At 72.5% G+C, this 22089-nt stretch carries 15 protein-coding genes; 10 read left to right on the plus strand and 5 right to left on the minus strand.

The annotated features are described in order from the left end of the window. Positions 1-151 precede the first annotated feature (151 nt). The 3 genes from ACLQ2X_RS00470 to ACLQ2X_RS00480 are packed head-to-tail and all read right to left on the minus strand — an operon-like array spanning position 152 to position 4106. A complete protein-coding gene (locus tag ACLQ2X_RS00470; RefSeq protein ID WP_425678871.1) occupies positions 152-1297 on the minus strand; it encodes an ABC transporter ATP-binding protein in 1146 nt (381 codons plus the stop codon). Beyond that, positions 1294-3042, minus strand: a complete 1749-nt coding sequence (locus ACLQ2X_RS00475) for an ABC transporter permease (protein ID WP_425678872.1) — start codon at positions 3040-3042, stop codon at positions 1294-1296. Before ACLQ2X_RS00475 ends, ACLQ2X_RS00470 begins: the two co-directional genes overlap by 4 nt. Continuing rightward, positions 3039-4106 (minus strand): ABC transporter substrate-binding protein, encoded by a 1068-nt coding sequence (locus ACLQ2X_RS00480; RefSeq protein ID WP_425678873.1) that lies wholly within the window; start codon positions 4104-4106, stop codon positions 3039-3041. Before ACLQ2X_RS00480 ends, ACLQ2X_RS00475 begins: the two co-directional genes overlap by 4 nt. A gap of 187 nt (positions 4107-4293) precedes the next feature. Between ACLQ2X_RS00480 and ACLQ2X_RS00485 the strand changes: the two genes are divergently transcribed. From ACLQ2X_RS00485 to ACLQ2X_RS00495, 3 genes are all read left to right on the plus strand, one after another. Continuing rightward, on the plus strand, positions 4294-5103 hold the full coding sequence (locus tag ACLQ2X_RS00485) for a sensor histidine kinase (RefSeq protein ID WP_425678874.1): 810 nt from the start codon (positions 4294-4296) through the stop codon (positions 5101-5103). After that, positions 5100-5798: a response regulator transcription factor gene (locus ACLQ2X_RS00490; RefSeq protein ID WP_425678875.1), complete on the plus strand. Its 699-nt coding sequence runs from the start codon at positions 5100-5102 to the stop codon at positions 5796-5798. Before ACLQ2X_RS00485 ends, ACLQ2X_RS00490 begins: the two co-directional genes overlap by 4 nt. A gap of 133 nt (positions 5799-5931) precedes the next feature. After that, positions 5932-6813 (plus strand): endonuclease/exonuclease/phosphatase family protein, encoded by an 882-nt coding sequence (locus ACLQ2X_RS00495; RefSeq protein WP_425678876.1) that lies wholly within the window; start codon positions 5932-5934, stop codon positions 6811-6813. Here ACLQ2X_RS00495 and ACLQ2X_RS00500 read toward each other — a convergent pair. Then, positions 6777-7634: a DUF6745 domain-containing protein gene (locus ACLQ2X_RS00500; protein ID WP_425678877.1), complete on the minus strand. Its 858-nt coding sequence runs from the start codon at positions 7632-7634 to the stop codon at positions 6777-6779. The two genes, ACLQ2X_RS00495 and ACLQ2X_RS00500, sit on opposite strands and share 37 nt — an antisense overlap. A gap of 179 nt (positions 7635-7813) precedes the next feature. Between ACLQ2X_RS00500 and ACLQ2X_RS00505 the strand changes: the two genes are divergently transcribed. Continuing rightward, positions 7814-10015: a protein kinase domain-containing protein gene (locus ACLQ2X_RS00505; RefSeq protein WP_425678878.1), complete on the plus strand. Its 2202-nt coding sequence runs from the start codon at positions 7814-7816 to the stop codon at positions 10013-10015. 36 nt (positions 10016-10051) lie between these two features. Here the strand turns inward: ACLQ2X_RS00505 and ACLQ2X_RS00510 are convergent, their stop codons facing one another. Then, positions 10052-12811, minus strand: coding sequence for a matrixin family metalloprotease (locus tag ACLQ2X_RS00510; protein ID WP_425678879.1), 2760 nt, complete (start codon positions 12809-12811; stop codon positions 10052-10054). A gap of 233 nt (positions 12812-13044) precedes the next feature. On the opposite strand from ACLQ2X_RS00510, the gene ACLQ2X_RS00515 reads away from it, so the two are divergent. The 6 genes from ACLQ2X_RS00515 to ACLQ2X_RS00540 all read left to right on the plus strand — a co-directional run bounded on the left by ACLQ2X_RS00515 (position 13045) and on the right by ACLQ2X_RS00540 (position 21768). Then, complete coding sequence (locus tag ACLQ2X_RS00515) at positions 13045-15078, plus strand: hypothetical protein (protein ID WP_425678880.1); 2034 nt, start codon at positions 13045-13047, stop codon at positions 15076-15078. Between the two features lie 261 nt (positions 15079-15339). Continuing rightward, a complete protein-coding gene (locus tag ACLQ2X_RS00520) occupies positions 15340-16767 on the plus strand; it encodes a hypothetical protein (protein ID WP_425678881.1) in 1428 nt (475 codons plus the stop codon). Continuing rightward, positions 16764-17939, plus strand: coding sequence for an ARPP-2 domain-containing protein (locus ACLQ2X_RS00525; protein WP_425678882.1), 1176 nt, complete (start codon positions 16764-16766; stop codon positions 17937-17939). Before ACLQ2X_RS00520 ends, ACLQ2X_RS00525 begins: the two co-directional genes overlap by 4 nt. Positions 17940-18580: 641 nt before the next feature. After that, positions 18581-19711, plus strand: a complete 1131-nt coding sequence (locus ACLQ2X_RS00530) for a sensor histidine kinase (RefSeq protein ID WP_425678883.1) — start codon at positions 18581-18583, stop codon at positions 19709-19711. Continuing rightward, positions 19708-20370, plus strand: coding sequence for a response regulator (locus ACLQ2X_RS00535; protein ID WP_425678884.1), 663 nt, complete (start codon positions 19708-19710; stop codon positions 20368-20370). The genes ACLQ2X_RS00530 and ACLQ2X_RS00535 overlap by 4 nt, the downstream gene beginning before the upstream one ends. 174 nt (positions 20371-20544) lie before the next feature. Continuing rightward, entirely contained in the window at positions 20545-21768 is a 1224-nt protein-coding gene (locus ACLQ2X_RS00540; RefSeq protein WP_425679520.1) for a multidrug effflux MFS transporter, read from the plus strand. Positions 21769-22089: the final 321 nt, after the last annotated feature.

The raw sequence follows: 22089 nt of genomic DNA on the forward strand, positions 1-22089 counted from the left end.
CGGTGCCCGGTCGGGCCTCGCGCCCCGTCCGTGCTGGTAACGGACCTCCCGCCGGGCCCTGCCGCAGTGCTGCCGCACGCCCCCGGTGACCGAGGGCGGGTCCGAGCCCGGACCCGCCCCCGGGGATCACCGGACGTACGCCGTGGACGGGTCAGTCCCGGGTCAGCAGATACGCGCGCTCCGGATCGATCGTGACGTTGACCGCGGCCCCCTCGGCCACCGCGTCGCGCGGGTCGATGCCCTGCTCGGTCACCGTGACGGTGCCGCCGGTGGTCTCCACCTCGTAGTCGATGCTCGGCCCGTGGAAGGTCGAGCGCAGCACCACGCCGAGCCCGGTACCGCCGTCGGTCACCGGCTCCAGCCGGATCGTCTCGGGCCGCACCATCAGGTACGCGTCGCTGCCGCCCGCCGCGACCGTCGGATGCGCCTCGACGGTCAGCTGCCGGCCCAGCGCCGACACCGTCGCCGTGGTGCCCTCGATGCGCTCGGGCACGACCTCGATGAAGTTCGCCCGCCCGATGAAGTCGGCCACGAACACGCTGGCCGGCCGGGCATAGATCTCGCCCGGCGTGGCCACCTGCTCCACCCGGCCCTTGTTCATCACCACGATCCGGTCGGACATGCTCATCGCCTCGTCCTGGTCGTGGGTCACGTAGAGCGCGGTGATGCCGAACATCTTCTGGATCCGGCGGATTTCGGCCCGCATCGAGTTGCGCAGCTTGGCGTCCAGGTTGGACAGCGGCTCGTCGAAGAGCAGCACCTTGGGTTGCAGCACCAACGCCCGGGCCAGGGCGACCCGCTGCTGCTGTCCGCCGGAGAGCTCGTGCGGGCTGCGGTCCTCCAGCCCGACCAGGTTCATGCTGGTCACGGCCATCCGCATCGCGGTCGCGATCTCCTCCTTCTTCTTGCGTTGCAGGCGGAGCCCGTACGCGATGTTCTGCGCCACATTCAGGTGCGGGAACAACGCGTAGCTCTGGAACACCATCGCCATCGGCCGCCGCTGGGCCGGCACGCGCTCGATGTCCTTGCCGTCGAGCCGCAGGGCGCCGCCGGAGATCTCCTCGAACCCGGCCACCATCCGCAGGGTCGTGGTCTTCCCACAGCCGGACGGCCCGAGCAGGGTGATGAACTCTCCCGGCGCGACGTCCAGACTCACCTGGTCGACGGCCACCACTGTGCCGGTACGGCCGTCGAACCGCTTGGTCAGGCCCTGCAGCTCCAGCCGGCCGGCGGTGGGGTCGGGCTGCGGGACGTTGCCCGGCTCGACCGTGGGGGCCCCGATGGACGTGACGCTCATTTCTTCTGCCTTTCCGAGGTGGCCGTACGTTGCAGCGCGACGCCGCCGCCGATGATGAGCCGGATCAGCCCGAAGCCGGCCAGCACGATCGCGGTGAGCACGGTGCAGTAGGCGAACGCCACGCCGTAGCGGCCCGTGCTGGCGGCGCTCAGCACCTGCGAGGTAATGATCTTTGTCTCCGGCGTGACCAGCAGCACGATCGTCGACACCGAGGTCATGCTGCGAGCGAAGCTGTAGCTCAGGCCGGTGAGCAGCGCCGGCCGGATCAGCGGCAACGTCACCCGGCGGAACGTCTGCAACGGGGACGCGCCCAGGTCGGTCGACGCCTCCTCGATGTGCGGGTGCAGTTGGCTCAGTGCCCCGACCGCGATGCGCTGACCCGCCGGCACGCTGCGGACCACGTACGCCAGCACGATGGCGACCGCGCCGGCGGCCACCGCGCTGCCGCCCACCAGACTGGGGAAGACCGCGTAGTCGCCGACGTACCGGTCCGGCCGGTACGCCAGCACGAAGCCGATGCCGAGCACGGTGCCCGGCACCGCGACGCCCAGCGTGCCACCCAGGTCCAGCAACCACGCCGTGCGGCGCAGGTGCCGCACGACCAGCCACGCCACGACCAGCCCGATGGCCGCGGCGATCGGGGTGGCGATCGCGGCGAAGGTGAGGGTGTCCAGCACCGCCTCCACGCCGGGGCCGCTCACCACCTCCCGCAGGTAGTCCAGGGTGAACGAGTTGTCGACACCGAACACCTTGGTCACCGAGCCGACGAGCACCGTGCCGTAGATGCTGACGATCACGGCCGCGACGAGGAGCGCCAGCGCGTACACCGGCCAGCGGCTCCAGCCGCGGATCAGGTGCACGCTGCCCGACGGGCGTCCGGTGATCGTGGTACGCACCTTGCGGTTCAGCCACCACCGCTGGCCGAAGTACATCGCCACCGACGGCACCAGCAGGATCACGCAGTAGACCGAGGCGCTGGTCAGGTCGTACTCGCCGGTGACCGACAGGTACGCCCGGCTGGCCAGCACGGTGTAGTCGCCACCGAGGACCAGCGGGTTGGCCAGGTCGGCGATCGCCTCGACGAACAGCAGCAGGAACGGCGCGACCAGCCCGGGCGCCAGCAGCGGCAGGATCACCGTGCGCAGGATCCGCCAACGGCCGGCGCCCATGTTCATGGCCGCCTCCTCCAGCGCCGGGTCGAGCGCCCGCAGCATGCCGAGCAGGCCCAGGTAGGCCACCGGGAACAGGGACAGGGACAGGACGAAGACGAGCCCGTCCAGGCCGTAGATGTCGTACTCCAGCCCGAAGAGGCCGTGACTGATGACGCCACGGCGGCCGTACAGCACCACCGTCGCCGTCGCCACGGCGAACGGCGGGCTCACCACCGGCAGCATCGCGATCAGGTGCAGGATCTTCTTGCCGGGCACGTCCAGCCGGGCCTGCACGAAGGCGAACAGGAAGCCCAGCAGGGTGCCGCCGGCGCCGACCAGCGCGCCGAGCACCAGGGTGTTGCGCAGGATGCCCAGGTCCACCTCGGAGGTGAAGAACTCGGCGTAGCGGGGCAGCGCGTCCGGCGCGAAGGCCGTCGCCAGCACGGCGATCAGCGGTACGACCGCGCCGACCGTCACCACCAGCACGCTGACGGCGATCAGCACCCGGACACCCATGTCGGTCTTGCGTCGCCGCCGCTTGGTGGGCGGTGTCGGCGTGGGGGCCGGCGCGGGCTCGGCCAGCAGCACGGTCATGACTTCGGCGCCTGCGCGACTTCGGCGTCGAACCGCTTGTTCAGGGCGGTCTTGGCCTCGCCGGCCGCCACCGCGTCGTACTCGACGAGCTTGATGCTGTCCAACTTGACCACCTTGTCGGAGACCTTCGCGTCCGGGTGGGTGGGGAACTGGTACGCCTTGACGGTCGGGCCGATCTCCTGCGCCTCGGTGGTCAGCGCCCAGTCGATGAACTTCTTGCCGCTGACCGGGTTCTTGGCGCCCTTGACCAGTGCCACGCCGCCGGTCTCGTAGCCGGAGCCCTCGGCGGGGAAGGTCACCTTCAGGTCGGGGAAGCCGGCCTCGATGGTGGCCACGCAGTCGTGCGAGAAGATGACGCCGACGGCCACCTCGCCGCGGGCGGTCATCTGCGCGGGCGCGGCGCCGGACTTGGTGTACTGCAGCACGTTCGGATGCAGCTTGCGCATGTAGTCCAGCCCCTTGCCCTGGTCGCCGCCGGCCAGCTGGACCTGGGTCCAGAGTGCCGTGTAGGCGGTGCCGGAGGTGGAGGGGTGCGCGATGCCGATCTCCTTGGCGAGCTTCGGGTTGTGCAGGTCCGCCCAGGACTGCGGTACCGACAGTCCGCGCTCCGCCAGCACCTTCTGGTTGCTGCAGAAGCCCAGCGCGCCGACGTATACGCCGGTCCACGCGCCGGTGGCGTCCTTGTACTTCACCGGGATCGCGGCGGCGTTCGGAGAGACGTACGGCTCCAGGAGGCTCTCGGCGCTGGCGGCCGAGTAGCCGTCGGCCGGGCCGCCGTACCAGACGTCGAACTCGGCGTTGCCCTTGCCGGCCTTGATCCGGGCGAGTGCCTCGCCGCTGGAGAGCCGGACGAAGTCGGCCTTGAGGCCGCTGGTCTCGCTGAACTTCTTGGTGGTGGCCGCGCACCAGTCCTCGGTGGCGCCGCAGGCGACGTGCACGATACCGCCGTCGGTGGCGGAGTTGTCGGTGCCGGCGTCCTCCCGGGCGCAGCCGGAAGCGGCCAACCCGGTGGCCAGGAGTGCGGCGGTGATCGCGGCCAGCCGGCCCGGGAATCTCGTGGTCACGAGATCAACCTCCATCGTCAAGGTGCATGGCTCTGGTAGAGCAATGTTTCGGTCAGGTTAGGACGATGTGACGGCGCCTCGGTGACATCCACGTGAGCGTCGGTGACGCCCCTGTCACCAACCGGGCGCCGGCCCTCGACCCCGACCCCGTACGGTGGCCGGCACGAGCCTGCGACGTGCGGACGAGGTGGTTGTGATCGACTGGTGGCTGGTGGCGGCGGTCCTGGCCGGGGTCGCCGTCGGCGCGGGCGTCGCGGTCGCGGCACTGCACCGGCGGTCGTCCCGGTTGCGCGCCGAGCTGACCGCGCTGGAACGGCTGGCACAGCGCCGGGCCGACCAGGTGAACGCGCTCAGCCACGAGCTGCGTACCCCGCTCAGCATGATCAAGGGCACGACGGATCTGCTGCTCGAAGGCACCCCCGGGCCGCTCACCCCGGCACAGGAGAAGTTCCTCACGGTGGCCGCGCACCAGTCGACGCAGGTCATCGGGCTCTGCGAGAGCCTGCTGCTGCAGGCGAAGATCGAGGCGGGCCTGTTCACCCCGCGACTGGAGAGGGTGGACGTCGGGGTGGTCGCCCGGGACGTGGTCGCCGCCATGCGTTCGCTCACCGGGCAACGACAGCAGCGGATCACCGTTGACACCCCGCAGGTGATGCCCTGGATCCCGGCGGACCCGCTGCTGCTCACCCAGGCCCTGACCAATCTGCTGTCCAACGCGAGCCGGTTCACCACCACCGGTGGCAGCATCAACGTACGGGTGATGACCATGGACAGCGGCGTGGCCGTGTACGTCACCGACGACGGCGCCGGAATGACCCGCAACGAGCGCGAACGGCTGTTCCGGCGCTTCGCCACCGGGCGCCCGCTCGCCGACGGCACCGGCCTCGGCCTGGTCATCACCAAGACGATAGTGGAGCTACACGGAGGCGAGATCATGGTGCACACCGCGTCGGCGCGCGGCACGACGTTCCTGCTGACCCTGCCGGGCCGGTCGTGACCGCGCCGGCACGGCCCACCGCCCTCGTCGTCGACGACGAGCCGCAGATGGCGGTGATCGTCGAGTTCGCCCTCCAGACGCAGAACTTCCACGTCCTCACCGCCCAGGACGGCGCGACCGCGCTGCACCTGCTCCGGACCAACCAGATCGACCTGGTCATCCTCGACATCATGATGCCGACCATGGACGGGCTGACGCTGTGCGAGCGCATCCGGGCCCGCTCGCAGGTGCCCATCATGATGCTGACCGCGCTCACCCAGCACGAGGACGTCATCCGCGGCCTCGAACACGGCGCCGACGACTACGTCACGAAGCCGTTCCACCCCCGCGAGGTCGCCCTTCGGGCGCAGGCACTGGTCCGCCGGCGCCCCGGCAGCGACAGCGTCATCCGCGTCGGTGACCTGGTCATCGACCCCGGTGCGCAGACCGTCACGCTGCACGACCGCCGGATCGACCTGCCGTTCACCGAACTCAAGCTCCTGGTGCACCTGGCGAACCGGCGCGGCGTGCCGCAGTCCTGGCAGGACCTGCTGCGCACGGTCTGGGGCACGACGGATCTCATCGGCGGCCGGGACGCGGTGAAATCCACCGTGTACCGCCTGCGTTCGCGGCTGTCCGCCCTGCCCGGCGGGGCCGGCTACCTGCGGACGCTGCGCGGCGTCGGCTACTTCATGCCCGACGTCCCGCCGACGTGACGCGCCCGCACCGGCCCGGCGCTGCCGGCGATAGGATCACCGGGCCCCCGCCACCGACCGTACCGCCGGAGCCCCGCTGTCCCCGCAGCCGACCACCCGCCCCGCCCGGCGTGTCCGCCGGGCGCTTGCCGTCGTGTGCCTGCTCCTGGTGGCCGGGCTGCCCGCCGGGTCGTCCACGGTCGGCGACACCGGCCCGGCGACGCTGCGGGTGCTCCAGATGAACCTGTGCAACAGCGGCCGGGCCGGCTGCTACACCGGCCAGGCCGTCGACCGGGCCACCGAGGTGATCACCGCCGAGCGGCCCGACCTGGTCATGCTCAACGAGGTCTGCCGCAACGACGTGGACCGGCTGGGGCGCGCGTTGCGGGCGGCCCGTCGCGGCGGCACCGTGGTGTCCGCGTTCCACGCCGCCGGTGACCGCCCCGCCACCGCGCCCACCCTGTGCAACAACGGCCAGCCGTACGGGATCGGGTTGCTGACCCGCGTCGACGCGGACAACCCCCGCTCCAGCGTGCACCGGGGGACCTATCCGGCGCAGGACCGCGCCGACCCGGAGGAGCGGGTGTGGCTCTGCGTACGGGCCGGTGACGGGCCGCACGCCTGCACCACGCACCTGGCGAACACCAGCGGCGAGGTCGCGCTGGCCCAGTGCGCGCAACTGCTCGGCGCGGTGGTGCCGGCGATCCGGCGGCGGGCCGGTGCCGGGCCGACCGTGCTCGGCGGTGACCTCAACCTGGCCGCCGGGGGCACGCCCGACGTGCGCTCGTGCGTGCCGACGGGCTATCACCGCGTCGACGACGGCGCCCGGCAGCAGATCCTGGCCACGGGCGGCACGATCTGCTGCCACCGGTCGGTGGACATGCGCGGGACGACCGACCATCCGGGGCTGCTGGCGACCCTGACGGTCGAGGCGGGTCGGGCGCCGAACGGGCCGGCCGGGACCGGCGACTGCCCGTCCCGGCCGGCTGTCGGCTCAGGTCACCTGCTCAGCAGCGGTTGCCAGCCGTCGCGGTAGCGCACGCCGTCGGTGGTCAGTCGGATCTGGTCGTGCGGTGTTCCGCGGACCGGCTCGGTCCGGATCGACAGGGGTCGTTCCACCACGACGCAGACGTCCTCGCCTGGCCACCACCAGCCGCAGGACCGGGCCAGGTCGGCCCAGGTGTCGAGGTGTCCGGCCTCGTCGGTGGCGTATCTGGCGAGGCCGAGTCGACGCAGCACGTCGTAGTAGGCGATCCACGACGCGTCCTGCTGCCCGTACCAGCACACCGGCACCGGGCCGTCGACCGCGAGCGCCGCACGCACGGGCAGGTAGTACCCGTGCGCGAGGCTGCGGTGCAGTGCCGTCCGCACGCCCTGGTGCAGCACGACGGCGAGCGGTACGCCGCTGTCGAGTGCCCGCGACGGCGCCAGCTCCGGCCACGGTTCCTTGGTCTTGCGGGCGCGCGCGGGCGACAGCTCGGGGTCGGAGTGAGTGGCGCCGGCGCTCAGCGCGCCGCGCAACCGGGAGACGACCATGGCGATGTCGCTCGCCAGTGGTGGCGCCTCCCGCTGCCGGGGATCCCGGACCCACTCGTGGAGGCCGTCGAGGGTGGGCCAGCCACTGACGAGGGGGCGCGCCTCGGCCGGCGAGTCGACCCACTCGAACCGCGGTCGTGGTCGGGACGCCCGGGCGTAGAGAGCGGTCAGGCACCGCTCGGCGGTCGACCTGTCGGCCGGCTGGGTGGACAGGGCCTGCTCGAGCCATTCCTGGCGGATCCGGTCGGCCTGCTGCCACCGGACGTACGGGTCGCCGCTGCGAACGGCCGGCGGGGTTTCGGCGGCGTCGTCGCGCCGCACGGGGGCGCTCAACGCGCCTGGGCGTCGCCGCCCTTCCGGTAGGAGATCATGAAACCACTGTGGCCGACGCCGTGGCGCGAGCGCAAGGTGGTTTGCGCCAGCGCCCCGTCACGGCCGGTGGGCGACAGTCGCCGTGCGGGACCCCCACGACCCGTTGACGAACGCCTATGGTTGGCGATGTGGCGGACGACGTACGGGGTGTCGCGCCGGCCGGCGAGGCGGACCTCGCGGTACGGCAGCTTCTGCTCGCCGAGATCCAGGGCCGCAACAGCGCGGACGACACCGATCGGCTGCTGGGCTCGCCAGCGGAGACCCGGCTGGTCGCGATGCACCAGCTCCTCGCCGATCTGATGGACACCGTCGCCGACCACGAGTCCACGCACGGGGTGGGCACCTTCCTGGCCGGCTGTCAGGCGGCGTCGGCCCGGTTGAGGCAGGCCCCGGATCCGCACGATCCGCCGGTGGTGGCCCTGCTGGCGTTCCTCTGCCTCAACGTCACCCTCCTGGACCGACGCTTCGAGCCACCCGAGCGGGTCAAGCAGGATGCCTCCGACGACTACTGCCGGGAGCTGTTCCGGACCACGCCGGTGTCCGCGGCGGTCCGAGCCCTCTACCGGCCGGGCGGGCGTCCCGGCGTGAGCCGGCCGATCTCCGAGATCGACCTGCGCCGGTGGCGCGACATCGACTTCGGGTCCCTCGAATACCACCGGGCGGGAACCACCTCCTTCATCCTCCGGGCCACCACCCGCGAACCGGTCGACGAGTCCGGCCTGCATCCCGCGCTGGTGCTCAAGTGCGTGCTGTTCCCGTGGAGCAAGCTGACCTCGGTGGCCCAGGCCACCGACGAGTACGCGGTCCGCTACGGCGCGGCCAACACGCCGAACGTGGTCGTGCATCCCCTCGCGTCGACCGACCAGTGGGTGCTCATGCCCTACCAGGAGGGCGAGACGCTCGGCGACCACCTGATCGATTTCGAGAGTTCCGAGCCGTCCCCGGGCGAGCGGGTGGCCAAGGCCCGCCAGATCGGGCTGCTGCTCACCGAGGCGTTGCACCGGCTGGCGCGCTCGGAGCCGGTCGACGTGAACCACCGGGAACGGCAGCACCTCGACCTGTCACCCGGGAACATCATCCTGTCCGACGGCCGGATCCACTTCATCGATCTCGGCGTCAACCACCTCTACAGCCGCCAGGTCGGCATCGCCGAGCACGACGACGCCGTCTACATCGCGCCCGAGGTGAAGAACCGCGGCCAGTCCGAGGTGGCCGACGTCTACTCGTTGGGGATCATCCTCATCCAGGTGATGGTCGGCAGCCCCGCCCGCGACGGGCGGGTGCCGGACCGGGTCTACGCGGTCAGTCCCACCATCGCCCGGATGCTCGACGACTTCATCGAGGAGCAGCCGAAGGACCGGCTGCTGCTCCTGCCGGACCGGCCGTTCCGGTTCGACGACCTGCGCCGGATGATGACGGTCACCTTCGACCTGGCCGCGCAGGAGTCGGAGGCGAGCCGGTCGGCGTTGCGACGTTGGGCCGCGCGGCTCGCACCCGCCTCCCGGGAGGTCAGGACCCAGTACCGGCAGCTCAGGGTGGCCCGGGCGGCCAACGTCACCCACGACACGTACCTGATGGGGTTCGCGTTGGTCGCCACCGCCTGCTGGTGGTTCATCTGCGCCAAGACCGCCCTGTGGAAGGTCGACGACGTGTTGACCTTCTCGAACAAGCCGCTCCCCCCGGGAGACCTGCGGGCGGCCGTGATCATCGGGTTCTGCCAGGCGCTGGTCGGGGCGAAGTACTACCAGAGCGTGCTGGCCCGGCTCACCGCACGACACATCCCCGGCGCCCTGGCCCGCGTGACGGAGGTCGCCGTCCGCGCCATGTGCGTCGTCGCGTTGCCGACCGTGCTGCTGTCGGTGTTCTGGAAACCCGCCCTCTGGGCGTGGGGGTGCGCCGCCGGGGCAGTGGCCGTCTCGGTGACCAACCTCCTGCTCCTGCTGCTCAGCCGGCGGATCCTGCGCGCCGGGGCGACCAGCGGCCTGTCGACCGTGCCGCCGGCCAGCAGCGGCGTGGCCCGGGGCTTCGAACAGTGGTGGTGGACCATGCTGCTGTACGCGGCGGTCATCTGCGTCATCGCGGTCGGTCTGCAGGCCGGCTTCCTGCACGACCGCGACGCGTACGTCTTCGGCCTGGTCCTGATCAGTGTCGGCATCCACTACGTGTCCAAGTTCGTCACCGCCGGCTACGAGGTGCGCGGTGGCCTGTCGCGGGCACTGTCGGTGGGGGAGCGGCTGTCCGCCCTGCACCGGGCCGACCCGGCGCGGGTCAGGAACTGGCCGCCCCGTCTCGTCGCGCCCCGGCGGCCCGCCGAGCCGGCGGCCGGCTGACGCCGCCGGGGGGCCTGAGGGGCACCGGGCCGCCCGTCACACCACGTCGGACACCCGGGTCAGGTTGGTCCGCTGCCAGTTGTCGTCACCGAGGGCGCGCGACAGCAACTGGATGTTGCCGTTCGCCGCCGTGTAGGTGAGGTGTAGCCGGTCATCACCCAGCCACACCGACAGCAGGCTACGGCCCACCGGCGGCATGCCGTCGATCTGCACCTGCTCGGCCTGCCAGGTGTCACCGTCCCCGGTGAGTTGCCACAGCCCGCCGGCGAAGTCGGCGAAGACGAGCAGCCAGGTGTCGGCGGCACCGTCCGCGCCCGGCAGCCGGTGCACGGCCGACGCACTGCACTCCGGCAGGCCGAGTTCCGCGGTCAACGAGCGGGTGTGCCAGGCGCCGTCGTCACCCACCGCGTACATTCGGATGTCCTGCCGGTGGTCGAGACCGAACACCCGGTGCCGCTCGCCGGCCCGGTGCTCGCCCCACACCGGCATCATGGTCAACGGCAGCGGGTTCTCCGCCTGGGTGGCCCAGGTGAGGGAGATCTGCTCCCAACCCTGCGGGCCCTCCCACAGCATCCGCAGGTGCTCCTCGGCGTCCCGGTAGACGATCACGTCCAGGCCGGTCACGCCGTCGACGTACCCGAAGGGGGTGCCGTCGGCCACGGCCGCGCCCTCGACCGACACGTCCTGCCAGACCCAGCCCTGCCCGGCGGCCTGGGACAGCCGCACCGTCCGGCCGTCCGTGGCGCTGTACACGATCCGCTGGGTGTCGCCGTTGCGGTAGGCGTGCGGGCCGTACCGCACGGCGGGCGGGCCACCGCTGTCCGTGGTCAGGTCGGCCCACCACCACCGGCCCTGGTCGTACCAGATCTGGTGGACACGGCCGCCGTCGCCCGCGTACACGTAGGACGGGACACCGTCGTGGGCGAAGAACGCCGACGGGGCGCTGCCGCGGCTCATCCGGGGTGCGCCCACCTCCCGGGTGAGGCGGGTCCACGTCCACCCGTCGCCCTCGGGATGGTGCACCACGAGGTGCCGCTCGCAGTCGGAGTAGGCGACATGGTCGACACCGGGAAGCACCCGTAGGCCGACGCCGTCGGTGAACGGCAGCCGCCCGTACACGGCGAACAGGCCGTTGCGGTCGTCGGACTTGGGCACCCGGTACCAGCTCGCGTTGCGGTGCATCACGTTGCCGCTCTTGCCGTGGTGGAGCCCGAACGCGTGGCCGATCTCGTGCGTGGCGACGTGCCGGAAGTCCGGCCCGTACTGGTCGACGTCGAAGTAGCCGTGCGCGTCCCAACCGATCCTGCGGTTGAAGACGACAGGCAGTTGCCCGCCCTCGCTCGGCCAGCCGGGAGCGGCGCCCCACTTGGTCACCGCGTACACGGTGCGGAACCAGCCGGTGTCGTGGAAGACCGGGTCGTCGCCGACGGAGAAGACGATGTCCGCCTCGGCCGGGTCGAGGACCCGGGTGAACTCGAACGGCCCGTTCCAGTTCTCGCCCAGCACCGCGCGCCACTGCTCGAACGACACCTTGATCAGTTCGTGCTTCAGTTCGTCGGTGAAGTCGTCGCGGGCGCGCGGCATGGACATGTCACCGAGGTGGTAGGTCAGGTTCGTGTGCCGGAAGTGGTGCCCCTCCAGGACGAAACCCGTAGCGGTCGTCCGGTCCGGGTTGCCGCAGCCGGGCGCGGTCAGGTGGGCGGCGGTGACGGCGTCCGGCCGGCCGGTCACCGGCAGCTCGTGGAACGTCTGGTAGGCGCGGATCGCCGCGCCCAGCCCGGCCGTGGGGGCGAAGCCCGCCTCGCTGAGCAGTGTCGCCACGGCGTCCAGTGGCAGGGCCGCGACGTCCGGCCGGATCAGTGACACGGTGCCGTCCACCGCGTCGCCCACGTACGCCGTCCCGTCGGCGGTGACCGCGACCGCGTACGGGGCGTGCCCGGTGGTGATCGGGTCCAGCGTGCGCGGCGCGTACGGGTTGACGGCGTCGACGAGCTGCACGCCCTTGTCGGTCGCCGCCCAGGCGCGGGACAGCCCGGGGACGGCCGCCAGATCGCGGACGCCGGCGGCGGTACGCACGGAGCCGAGCCGTTCACCGGTGTCCGGGTGGTGCACGCCGGCCAGTGGGTGCACCGTCCCGCCGCCGAGGGCTCCCACGTAGATCATTGCGTCGTGGGCGACGGCCACGGCGCCCGGTTGCAGGTGCGCGGGCCCGATCGGCGACACGGTCAGCGTCCCGTCGGGGCGCAGCACGGCCAGCGCGTCGTCGGCCGGCACGAGGCCCTTGACGTACAGCGTCGCGTAGACGGTGCCGTCGGCGGCCACCGCGAGCCGGATCGGCGCCGACGGCAGCGGCACCACGCGTCGCCGCGTCGGGTCCGCCAGCTCGATCAGGTGCAGCCGCTTGTGCGCCCAGTCGGCGATGTACAGCAGGTCGGCGGTCGGGTCCACGGCGATCGCGATCAATCCGAAGCCGATCGGGATGTCGGTGACCGTCCCGGTGGCCAGGTCGCACCGGGAGACGCTGTAGCTCTGCACGCCCCGGTTCATCACGTACGCCTGCCCCCGGCCGGGGTGCCAGGCCACCGCGCGCGGCTCGTGGCCGACCGGCAGGGACGGGCGGACCGGGGCGAGGGTACGCGGGTCGAGCACGTGCAGCCGACCCGCGCCGGACGCCGGGTAGTGGGTGACGAGCAGCGCCGAGCCGGTGTCGGCGATGGCGTGCACCGAGCCGGGATCTGCGGTGCTGCCGAGGGCGACCTGGAGTTGCGGCGGCGACGGGGGAGCGGGAGTCGTCATGACCGTCCTCCGGTGACGGGGATGCTTCCCTACCCACCGTAAACAAGGGTCACTGACCTGGGGTTTCTTCGTCGTTGATCCGGCAGTGCCGGTGCGTTCGGGGCGCGGGTCGCCGTGCGCGCGGCCGTGGCCCCTTGCCCCGGCGGGTGGGTCCGCGTAGGAAGGACACCACGCCACCCCCGCCGTCGACCCCCCCCGTGTCGACCTACCGTCCGATGTCGAAGGAGACGTGCGTGCGCACACCCAGACGGCTCCGCCTCGCCGTGTCCGTGCTGGCGACCACCGCCGCCGTGTTGCTCGGCGCGGGCGCCACCGCCGCGCCGCCAGCCGTTCCCGCGCCGGCCGGACCCGGCTCCTGCGACCCGATCGACCCGGCGGCCTGCCTGCTGCCGTTCCCGAACGACTACTTCACCGTGCCGGACCGGACCAGCGCCACCGGCAAGCGGGTGCGGCTCGCGGCCTCGGCGATGCCCGCCAACACGCTCGGCACCCCGATCGACCCGACGGAGTGGAACCGGCAGGACGGGTTCAGCCCTGGCTCGCCGATCCTGGTGCGGGTGCCCGGGCTGGACGCCGCGCGGACGCGGATCGCGCCGGTCACCGACGTCGGCCGCTCCCTGGCACCGGACGCGCCGATCGTGCTGCTCGACGCCCGCACCGGCCGGCGCACCCCGTACTGGGCCGAGTTGGACGCGCACGCGGCCGGCCGGCCGGACCGGCAGGTCCTGATCGTCCGGCCGGCGGTGGCGCTGACCGAGGGCACCCGGTACGTCGTCGGCCTGCGGGGCATGCGCGACGGCGACGGCGCGGTGATCGGGGCCCCGAGGGCGTTCCGGAAGTACGTCACCGGCGCCGGGCTCGACCGCCGGGACCGGCGCGCACCGCAGATGAAGCGGATCCTCGCCGACCTGAGCCGGGCCGGAGTCAAGCGGCACAGCCTCTACCTGGCGTGGGACTTCACCGTGGCCAGCCGGCACGGGCTGACCGGGCGGATGCTGGCGATCCGGGACGGCGCGTTCGCCTCGCTCGGCCGGGCCGCGCCGTCGTTCACCGTCAGCCAGGTGACCGACTACCGGCCGGAGCAGGACCCGTTGATCGCCCGGCAGGTGACCGGCAGCGTCACCGTGCCGTCCTATCTCACCGGCGGGGGCGGGCCCGGCTCGCGGCTGCACTACGGGCCGGCCGGCGGCGACGGAACCCCGCCGACGCCGAACGCCCTGCCCACCCCGTCGGGCGCGACGGTGGCGGCGGATTTCGTCTGCAACATCCCGCGCAGCGCCTCCGCCGCGAAGCCGGCGCACCTGTCGCTCTACGGCCACGGCCTGCTCGGCCGGCCGACCGAGATCAACGCCGGCAACGTCAAGACGATGTCGCACACGTACGACTTCACGTTCTGCGCGACAAGTTGGATCGGCATGGCCGCCGCCGACGTGCCGTTCGTGGCCGGTGCCTTCACCGACCTCAGCGCGTTCCCGGCGGTGGCCGACCGGCTCCAGCAGAGTTTCCTGAACTTCCTCTTCCTGGGCCGGGCGATGATCCACCGCGACGGGTTCGCCGCCCACCCGGCCTTCCGGGACGCCGCCGCGCGACCACTTGTCGACGTGGCCGGCGGCCTGCACTACGACGGCAACAGCCAGGGCGGCATCAACGGCGGCGCGCTGACCGCCATCGCCCAGGACTGGACCCGGTCGGTGCTCGGCGTGCCCGCGATGAACTACTCGACGCTGCTGCAACGAAGCCGGGACTTCGCCCCGTTCCAGGCGGTGATGGACGGCAGCTACCCGGACCGGGTCGACCAGCAGCTCATCCTCGCGCTGCTGCAGATGTTGTGGGACCGGTCCGAGGCCAACGGGTACGCCCAGCACATGACCGACCGCCCACTGCCGCGCACCCCGGCACACCGGGTGCTGATGCACGTGGCGTTCGCCGACCAACAGGTGTCGACCGTCGCGGCGGAGGTGCAGGCGCGCACCATCGGGGCCCGTCTGCACACGCCGGCGCTCGCCGCCGGCTGGTCCCCGGACGTGCGGCCGTTCTGGGGCATCGCGCCGATCCGCAGTTACCCGTACGCCGGGTCGGCGATGGTGGTGTGGAACAGCGGGGCGGCGTACGCGCCACCGTCGACGAACCTGGCCCCGGTGGGGCCGGAGTACGGCCAGGATTCGCACGAGTTCCCGCGCGCGCAGGCCGGCGCGCAGCGGCAGAAGGCGGTGTTCCTGCTCACCGGCAAGGTGATCGATGTCTGCGGGGGACAACCCTGCCCGTGACCGGCGTCGACGCGTCGCGAAGCCCACGAGCCCCGAACCAGTATCCTAGGACGACCTAGGGGGTGTGTCCCCGGGCGCGGCGCCACCACGGTGCCCGGAAAAGCGCGGGCGGTCCGGTGATCATCCGCGGTATCGTGGCCCGGCCGGCCGCGGGACTCCGGTGCGACTTCCGGAACCCGCCTCTGAAGCGATGCTTCGCAGTTCGTGCCCCCGATCCCCGGCCGGCCCCATCGGCCCTGCGCGGAAGGCTGACTCGCGGTCATGTCACGGGCGGATCGGGTCGCGTGCGAGGACGTGGTCATGTTCGTCAACGCCGCGGTCGCCGCGACGGCGCAACGCGAGTTCCGCTCCGCAGCCGGCACGCAGCGCCTGTCGTTGGCGTTCCTGCACGAGTACGTGCTGGGCAACTACCGCGACCTGTACGCCGCGACCCTGGCCCTCGACGTCAACCACCTCAACACCGCGATGGTCGTGACGAACCTGCTGCGCACGGCGGGGGAGGCGAGCGGCACCCAGCGCGTCGTGGAGGGACGCCTGATCGCGGCGCGGTTGCGGTCGCTGCCACCGCAGCGGGTGTACGGCGTGTTCCGCGACCTGCGCCGGCTGGGGATCAACAACCGGCGGACCCGCGCCATCGTGCGCGACTGGGTGGCGACCCGACCGGACCTGGCCCTCGACGCGGTCAAGTACCGCCGTTCCCTGTCGGTCGCCGCCCGCCACGCCCACCTGCGCCTGCCCGACGAGGTCGGTACGGCCCTGTTCGACTGGCGCCGCCCGAAGCGCTACGCCACACCGATCCTGGAGGCGTGGCGCCGCGCCCACTACGAGCAGCGGGCCCTCTACGACCTGCCGTACACCGTCGCCGAGGGACTGGCCGCCCGACACGGCATCGACCGGGCCCGGTTCCTGTCCGGCATCGCGCCCAGGCTCACCGCCGGCGAACGGCTGCGGTTGCAGGGAAGCGCCCACCGGCACCGGGTCGACGCGGTGGCCATGGACCTGGCCACCGCGCCCCTGACCCGCCTCGCGATCTACGTGCTGTCCCTGCCGCGCCCGGAACGCGCCCGGCGCCGCGACGAGCTGACCGGCGCGCTGCGGGCGGCTGCGCGCCGGGCCGCGCGCGGGCAGGCGCGCACCTGGGGCCGGGTGGTGGCCGTGCTCGACGACAGCTACTCGGCCGCCGGCTCCGCCGTGAAGCGCCGCCGGCCGCTCGCCGTCGCCCTGGCCACGCACTATCTCCTGGAGACACTCGCCGTCGACTACACCGGGCTGTGGCTGCACCACCGCGGCGACCCGCTGCTGGTGCACCCCGTCGGCGCCACCGGGCTCGGCGCGCGTGTCGTGGACGCCCTGGAACGCCGACCCGACCGGCTCGTCATCGTCTCCGACGGCGGGGACAACAACCCGCCCGGGCTGGCCGCCGAGGTGTTGCGGGTCTGGCGTACCCGCCTCGATCCCGATCAGGGCACGAGCGTCGTGCACCTCAACCCGGTGTACGACGCCGAGACCTTCGACGTCCGCCGCCTCGCCCCGGGTGTGGCCACCGTGGGTGTCCGGGACGCCGAGGACGCGGCCGCGCTCGTCGAACTGGCCCGCTTCGCCACCGGCGACGCCGGCTTCGCCGAGTTGCGCCAGCACCTCGCCGACCGGGTCGAACGGTTCCTCGACGTTCGGGAGGCGGCGTCGTGACGGCCGTCCCGGCCGGCGTCGACCTGAGCGGGTTGACCGCCGGCCCCGCCCAGACGTGGGGCGCGGTCCGTCTCGTCCCGCTGCTGCGGCCGGCCCCGATCACCGACCTGCGGCTGCACGCCCGGCTCTACGACCCCGACGAACTGTCGGTCGTCCGCACCGGCCCACGGACGGCGTACGTGTCGTACGTCCCGCACGCGTTCGTCGCCACCTGGACCGACGACGCCACACCGGCCGCCGCGTACGGCACCCAGCTGCGCGACCCCGCCGACACCGACCCGCCCGCCGGCATCCGGTTGGCGTTCCGCCGCCGGCTGGCGCGCCGCGAGGACCGGCACCGGCTGCGTTTCCTGCCGTTGCACCTGGCCCTGGAGGGCTACCTCGCGCTCCAGTTCGGCGGCCCGCCGATCGCCTGGCAGGAATGGACCCGCGACGCCGTCACCCGTGGCCTGTCCCCGCGCGTGGAGGCCAGCTACACCGGCACCGCGATCACCGGCCTCGATGACGCGCTGCGCGTCTTCGAGATCCATCCCGACCAGTGCGGCATGGTGCTCTACCTCGCCGACGCCCTCGCCGCCACGTTCGTCGTCCCGCACCCGGACGACTACCGCGCCCTGCACCCCACGCTTCTACGCGACTTCTACGGCGAGCAGCTGTTCCACTACGCCCACCTGTACCCGGCCGTACCCGACTTCGTCTCCCGCCTCGACGACAGCCGCATCGCCACGGTGGCGCACCTGCGCGCCCAGCTGGCCCGGGTGGACGCCGACTGGACGGCCTTCCACGCGGTCATGGCCGACGGCCTTCTCTCCGCGCGACGCCGCACCGTCACCCCGGTGCGACGGATGGGTCGTTTCACCCTGTCCCGGTTCCTTCCCGACTTCGACCCGGACGCCGAAAACCACATCGGCGAGGCCATCACCGACGAGACCGGCCGGACGGCCTACCTCAGGACGTACCGGCTGTCGGCCGCGCAGACCCGCCGCGGCCACCTGCTGTCCCGACTGGCCGCCACCGACTGGGACCTCGACGCCACCGCCGTGGCGCTGCGCACCGACCGGGACGGGCTGGTCCAGCGCCTCGACCGCGCCGGCTTCGGGCACCTGCTCCGCCCGGACATCATCGACGCGTGTCGCAGGCACGCCCGGGAACGGCGTGGCCGGAGGCGATGAGGTCGATCAGGTGGGTCGGCCCAGCCGGATCGGCAGCAGGATACGGGGGCCACGGATGTCGTGGACGTTGCGCATCATCGCGCCGTCGTGCGGCGGGTAGAAGTGCGACTCCCACGTGTCGGATCTCGCCCCGGTGTCAGGTCCGTCGGGAACGGAGGGCGCTGCTCGTGGCGGGAGTCTCGCAGCGCTGCTTCTCGCACACGGCGCAGGTACTCGGCTTCGTCGATCGCGCCGCGCGTTTCGTCCACCCGGAAAGGGGGCCTACATCTTTCGGCCGTTCGGGTTGCAGTCCACGGTGTCGGGCGGGCCGGTCCAGGCCGCACGTGGCGCAGCCCGTCGTTACGTGGAATGGCTCAACGACTGCTTCGCCCGTGCTCGTGGTCAGGAAACGTGCCCGCGTACGGATGAAGGCAGCCCGCCGGCGTACTGCCGCAGGTGCGGTACTCCATTCGCAGTATTCGTCGCGACCGATTCCATCGGGCATGATGTAGCTGCTCACGACCTGCGGTCGGGCGGCCCGCAGGCCGTCGTCGGCTGCTGTCGTGGCGCATCGTCGTCGGCGGAGAACGGTTCTCCGCAGGCGCGCGTAAATGCCGTACCGGACGGGACGAAAAGCCGCTCCGCTCGATTAGGGTGCGATTATGCGAAGTGGACTGCGCGATGTCTGGGCGCGGTGGAGAAGCGGGGTCGTCGCGGTGGGTGTGGCGCTGGTGCTGCTGGCCGGCGCGTGGACCGGTGGCAGTCCCGCCGGTGGCGGTGCGCCGCTCGGCTACGTGCTGGTGGCGGCCGGCGGTCTGGCGTTGGCTGCCGGCCGCCGTGCGCCGGTCTTGGTTCTGGTGGTGACCGGGCTGTGCGTGGTGGGCTACAACGCGGTCGGCTTCCCGGTGCCCGCCGTGGCGTACCTGTTCGCGGTGTATGCCGCGGTCCGGGCCGGGCACCGGCTCGTCACCCTGGTGGTGAGCGTCGTCCTGCTGGCCGTCCTGCCACTGGCGATCATGGCTTCCCCGGCGGACGGGGCTCTGCGGGAAGCACTCGCGCAGTCCCGCGGTGTCCTGGAACTGGCCTGGCTGATCGCCGCCGCCGCGGCGGGCGAGGCGCTGCGCCAGGCCGAGCGGCGGGCGGACGAGGCCGAGCGCACCCGGGAGGAGGCCGCGCGGCTGCGGGCGACCGAGGAAAGGCTGCACATCGCCCGGGAACTCCACGACTCGCTCACCCACCAGATCTCGATCGTCAAGGTGCAGGCGGAGGTCGCGGTCCACCTCGCGCGTAAGCGGGGTGAGCACGTGCCGGAGTCGTTGCTGGCGATCCAGGAGGCCGGCCGGGCGGCGACCCGGGAGCTGCGGGCGACCCTGGAGACGCTGCGCGACCCGACGACGCCCCCGCCGTACGGGCTCGACCACCTTCCGGAACTGCTCGCCGGGGCCGAGAAGATCGGTCTGGCCGCCACGTTGACGATCGAGGGGGATCGGCAGGACGTGCCGGAGGCGGTGGGCCGCACCGCCTACCGGATCGTTCAGGAGTCGCTCACCAACACCGCCCGCCACGCGTCCGCCGCCGCCGCGTCGGTGCGTATCCACTGCCGGCCGGACGGTGTGACCGTCCGGGTCGACGACGACGGCACGGCCGAGCCGGGCGCCGCTCCGGTGCCCGGCGTCGGGCTGCTCGGCATGCAGGAACGGGTCGTCGCGCTGGGCGGCCGGTTGCGGGCGGAGCCGCGTACCGGTGGCGGGTTCAGCGTCCAGGCGGAACTGCCGGTGGTGCGCGTCTCATGATCCGGGCTCTGCTGCTCGACGACCAGCCGCTGCTGCGCAGCGGGTTCCGGGCGCTTCTCGACGCCGAGGACGACATCGAGGTGGTGGCCGAGGCCGGTGACGGCCGGGCGGGCCTGGCCCTGGCCCGCAGCCACCTACCCGACCTCGCCCTGGTCGACATCCAGATGCCGGTCATGGACGGCATCGAGACGACCCGGCAGATCGTCGCGGATCCGCGACTGGCCGGGGTACGCGTGGTCATCCTCACGAACTACGGCCTCGACGAGTACGTCTTCCACGCCTTGCGTGCCGGTGCCGCCGGGTTCCTGGTCAAGGACATCGAGCCGGGCGACCTGCTGCACGCGGTCCGGGTCGCGGTGCGCGGTGACGCCCTGCTCGCGCCGTCGATCACCCGCATGTTGATCGACAGGTACGTCGCGGAGCCCCGCCCGGCGCACGCCCTGCCCGGCCTGTCCGAGCTGACCAACCGGGAACGTGAGGCGGTGGCGCTGGCCGCCCGGGGCCTGTCCAACGACGAGATCGCCGACCACATGGTGATCAGCCCGTTGACCGCGAAGACCCACCTCAACCGGGCCATGGCCAAGCTGCGGGCGCGCGACCGCGCGCAGCTGGTGGTCTTCGCCTACGAGGCGGGTCTGGTCGCCCCGGGGCGACTGTGAGCCGCGTTACCTCTCGCCGGGGCGGGAATCATGCCGGCCGCCGCGCATTTGAAGCAAGGTGTGACTGTCGCACCCTCTTCCGCCCGGCCGCAGCCTGACCGGGGCGGGGATCGCCCGATGACCGATGCCGCCGTCGACGCGCGGACGACCGCCGCGCCGACGCCCGGCGACCTGATGAGTCGCGGGCAGCGGCTGCGGCTGGTGGTGGTCCTCGGTTCGCTGATCGCCGTGGGTCCGCTGACCATCGACATGTACCTGCCCGCGCTGCCGGCGATCGTCGCGGACTTCGCGACCACCTCGGCGGCGGTCCAGTTGACGCTGACCGGCACGCTCGCCGGCCTGGCGGCCGGGCAGTTGCTGATCGGGCCGTTGTCCGACGCCGTCGGGCGGCGCCGCCCGCTGATCGCCGGTCTCCTGCTGCACGTGGTGGCGTCGGTGCTGTGCGTGGTCGCGCCGAACATCGCCGTCCTCGGCGTACTGCGGGTGGTGCAGGGCCTGGGCGTGGCCGCCACCGCGGTGGTGGCGATGGCGGTGGTCCGTGACCTGTTCAGCGGTTCGGCCTTCGCCACCATGCTGTCCCGGTTGCTGCTGGTGATGGGCGCGGCGCCGGTGCTCGCTCCGACCCTCGGCGGCGGCGTCCTGCGCTGGACGGACTGGCGTGGCGTGTTCGTCACCCTGGCCGTCTTCGGGGTGCTGCTGATCGCGGTCGCCGCGTTCGGCCTGCCGGAGACGTTGCCGGCCGCACGTCGGCGGCGCGGCGGTGTGCTGGCGACCCTGTCGCTGTACCGCACGCTGCTGCGGGACCGCATCTTCGTCGGCCTGGTCGTGGTCGCCGGCCTGGCCATGGCGGCGCTGTTCGCGTACGTGGCCGGGTCGTCGTTCGTCCTCCAGGACGGGTACGGCCTCGACGAGCAGCAGTTCGGCCTGGCGTTCGGCGCGGGCGCGGTGGGGCTGATCGCGGCGACGCAGTACAACGTGCGGTTGTTGCGCCGCTATTCCTCCCAGCGGATCCTCGTGGTCGCCCTGGTCGCGGGGACGCTTGCCGGGCTGGCCCTGGTGGTGTTCGCCGCGACCGGTTTCGGTGGGCTGCCCGCGCTCCTGGGCTCGTTGTGGGCGGTGCTCGCCGCGGCCGGCCTGGCCATGCCGAACGCCCCCGCGCTGGCGCTGTCCCGCCACGGTGAGGCGGCCGGGACCGCGTCGGCCCTGCTGGGCGCCGTGCAGTTCGGCGTCGGCGCGGTGGCTGCGCCGCTGGTGGGGATGCTGGGCACCGGGGCGTTGGCGATGGCTCTGGTGGTGGCCGGTGGCATGGTGGCGGCGCTGGCGGTGCTGCTCGTCGTCGTCCGGCCGGCCCGCCTCGCCGGCCTGGAGCCGGTGCCGGCGGCGGTGGTCGCGCACTGACCCCGGCGGGAGGGTAGCTGCCGTTCCCGGTGCCCTGGACCCGAAGTTGGTGGCCTGGCCGGCGGCCGCCCGCCCGTCGTAGCTCTGGTTCACGACCGTGACCGTGCCGCTAGGGACGGTGGTCAGCGCTGGCCACTGGTAAAGGATCGGCGTGGGCGCGTCGACCGCCTGGCTGCGGTCCCCACAGGCGAATCGGACGGGAGCTGTTGCGGTTACTGTCACCGCTGCAGCGAAAGACGTCAATATTCCACCCTCGTTGTCGGTATGCCCTGCCCGTGACCGGAATCGGAAACCGTGGCTCGGGTGTGATCGCGGTTGAAC

It is taken from the genome of Micromonospora sp. DT31 (assembly GCF_049841795.1).
Classification (GTDB): domain Bacteria; phylum Actinomycetota; class Actinomycetes; order Mycobacteriales; family Micromonosporaceae; genus Micromonospora.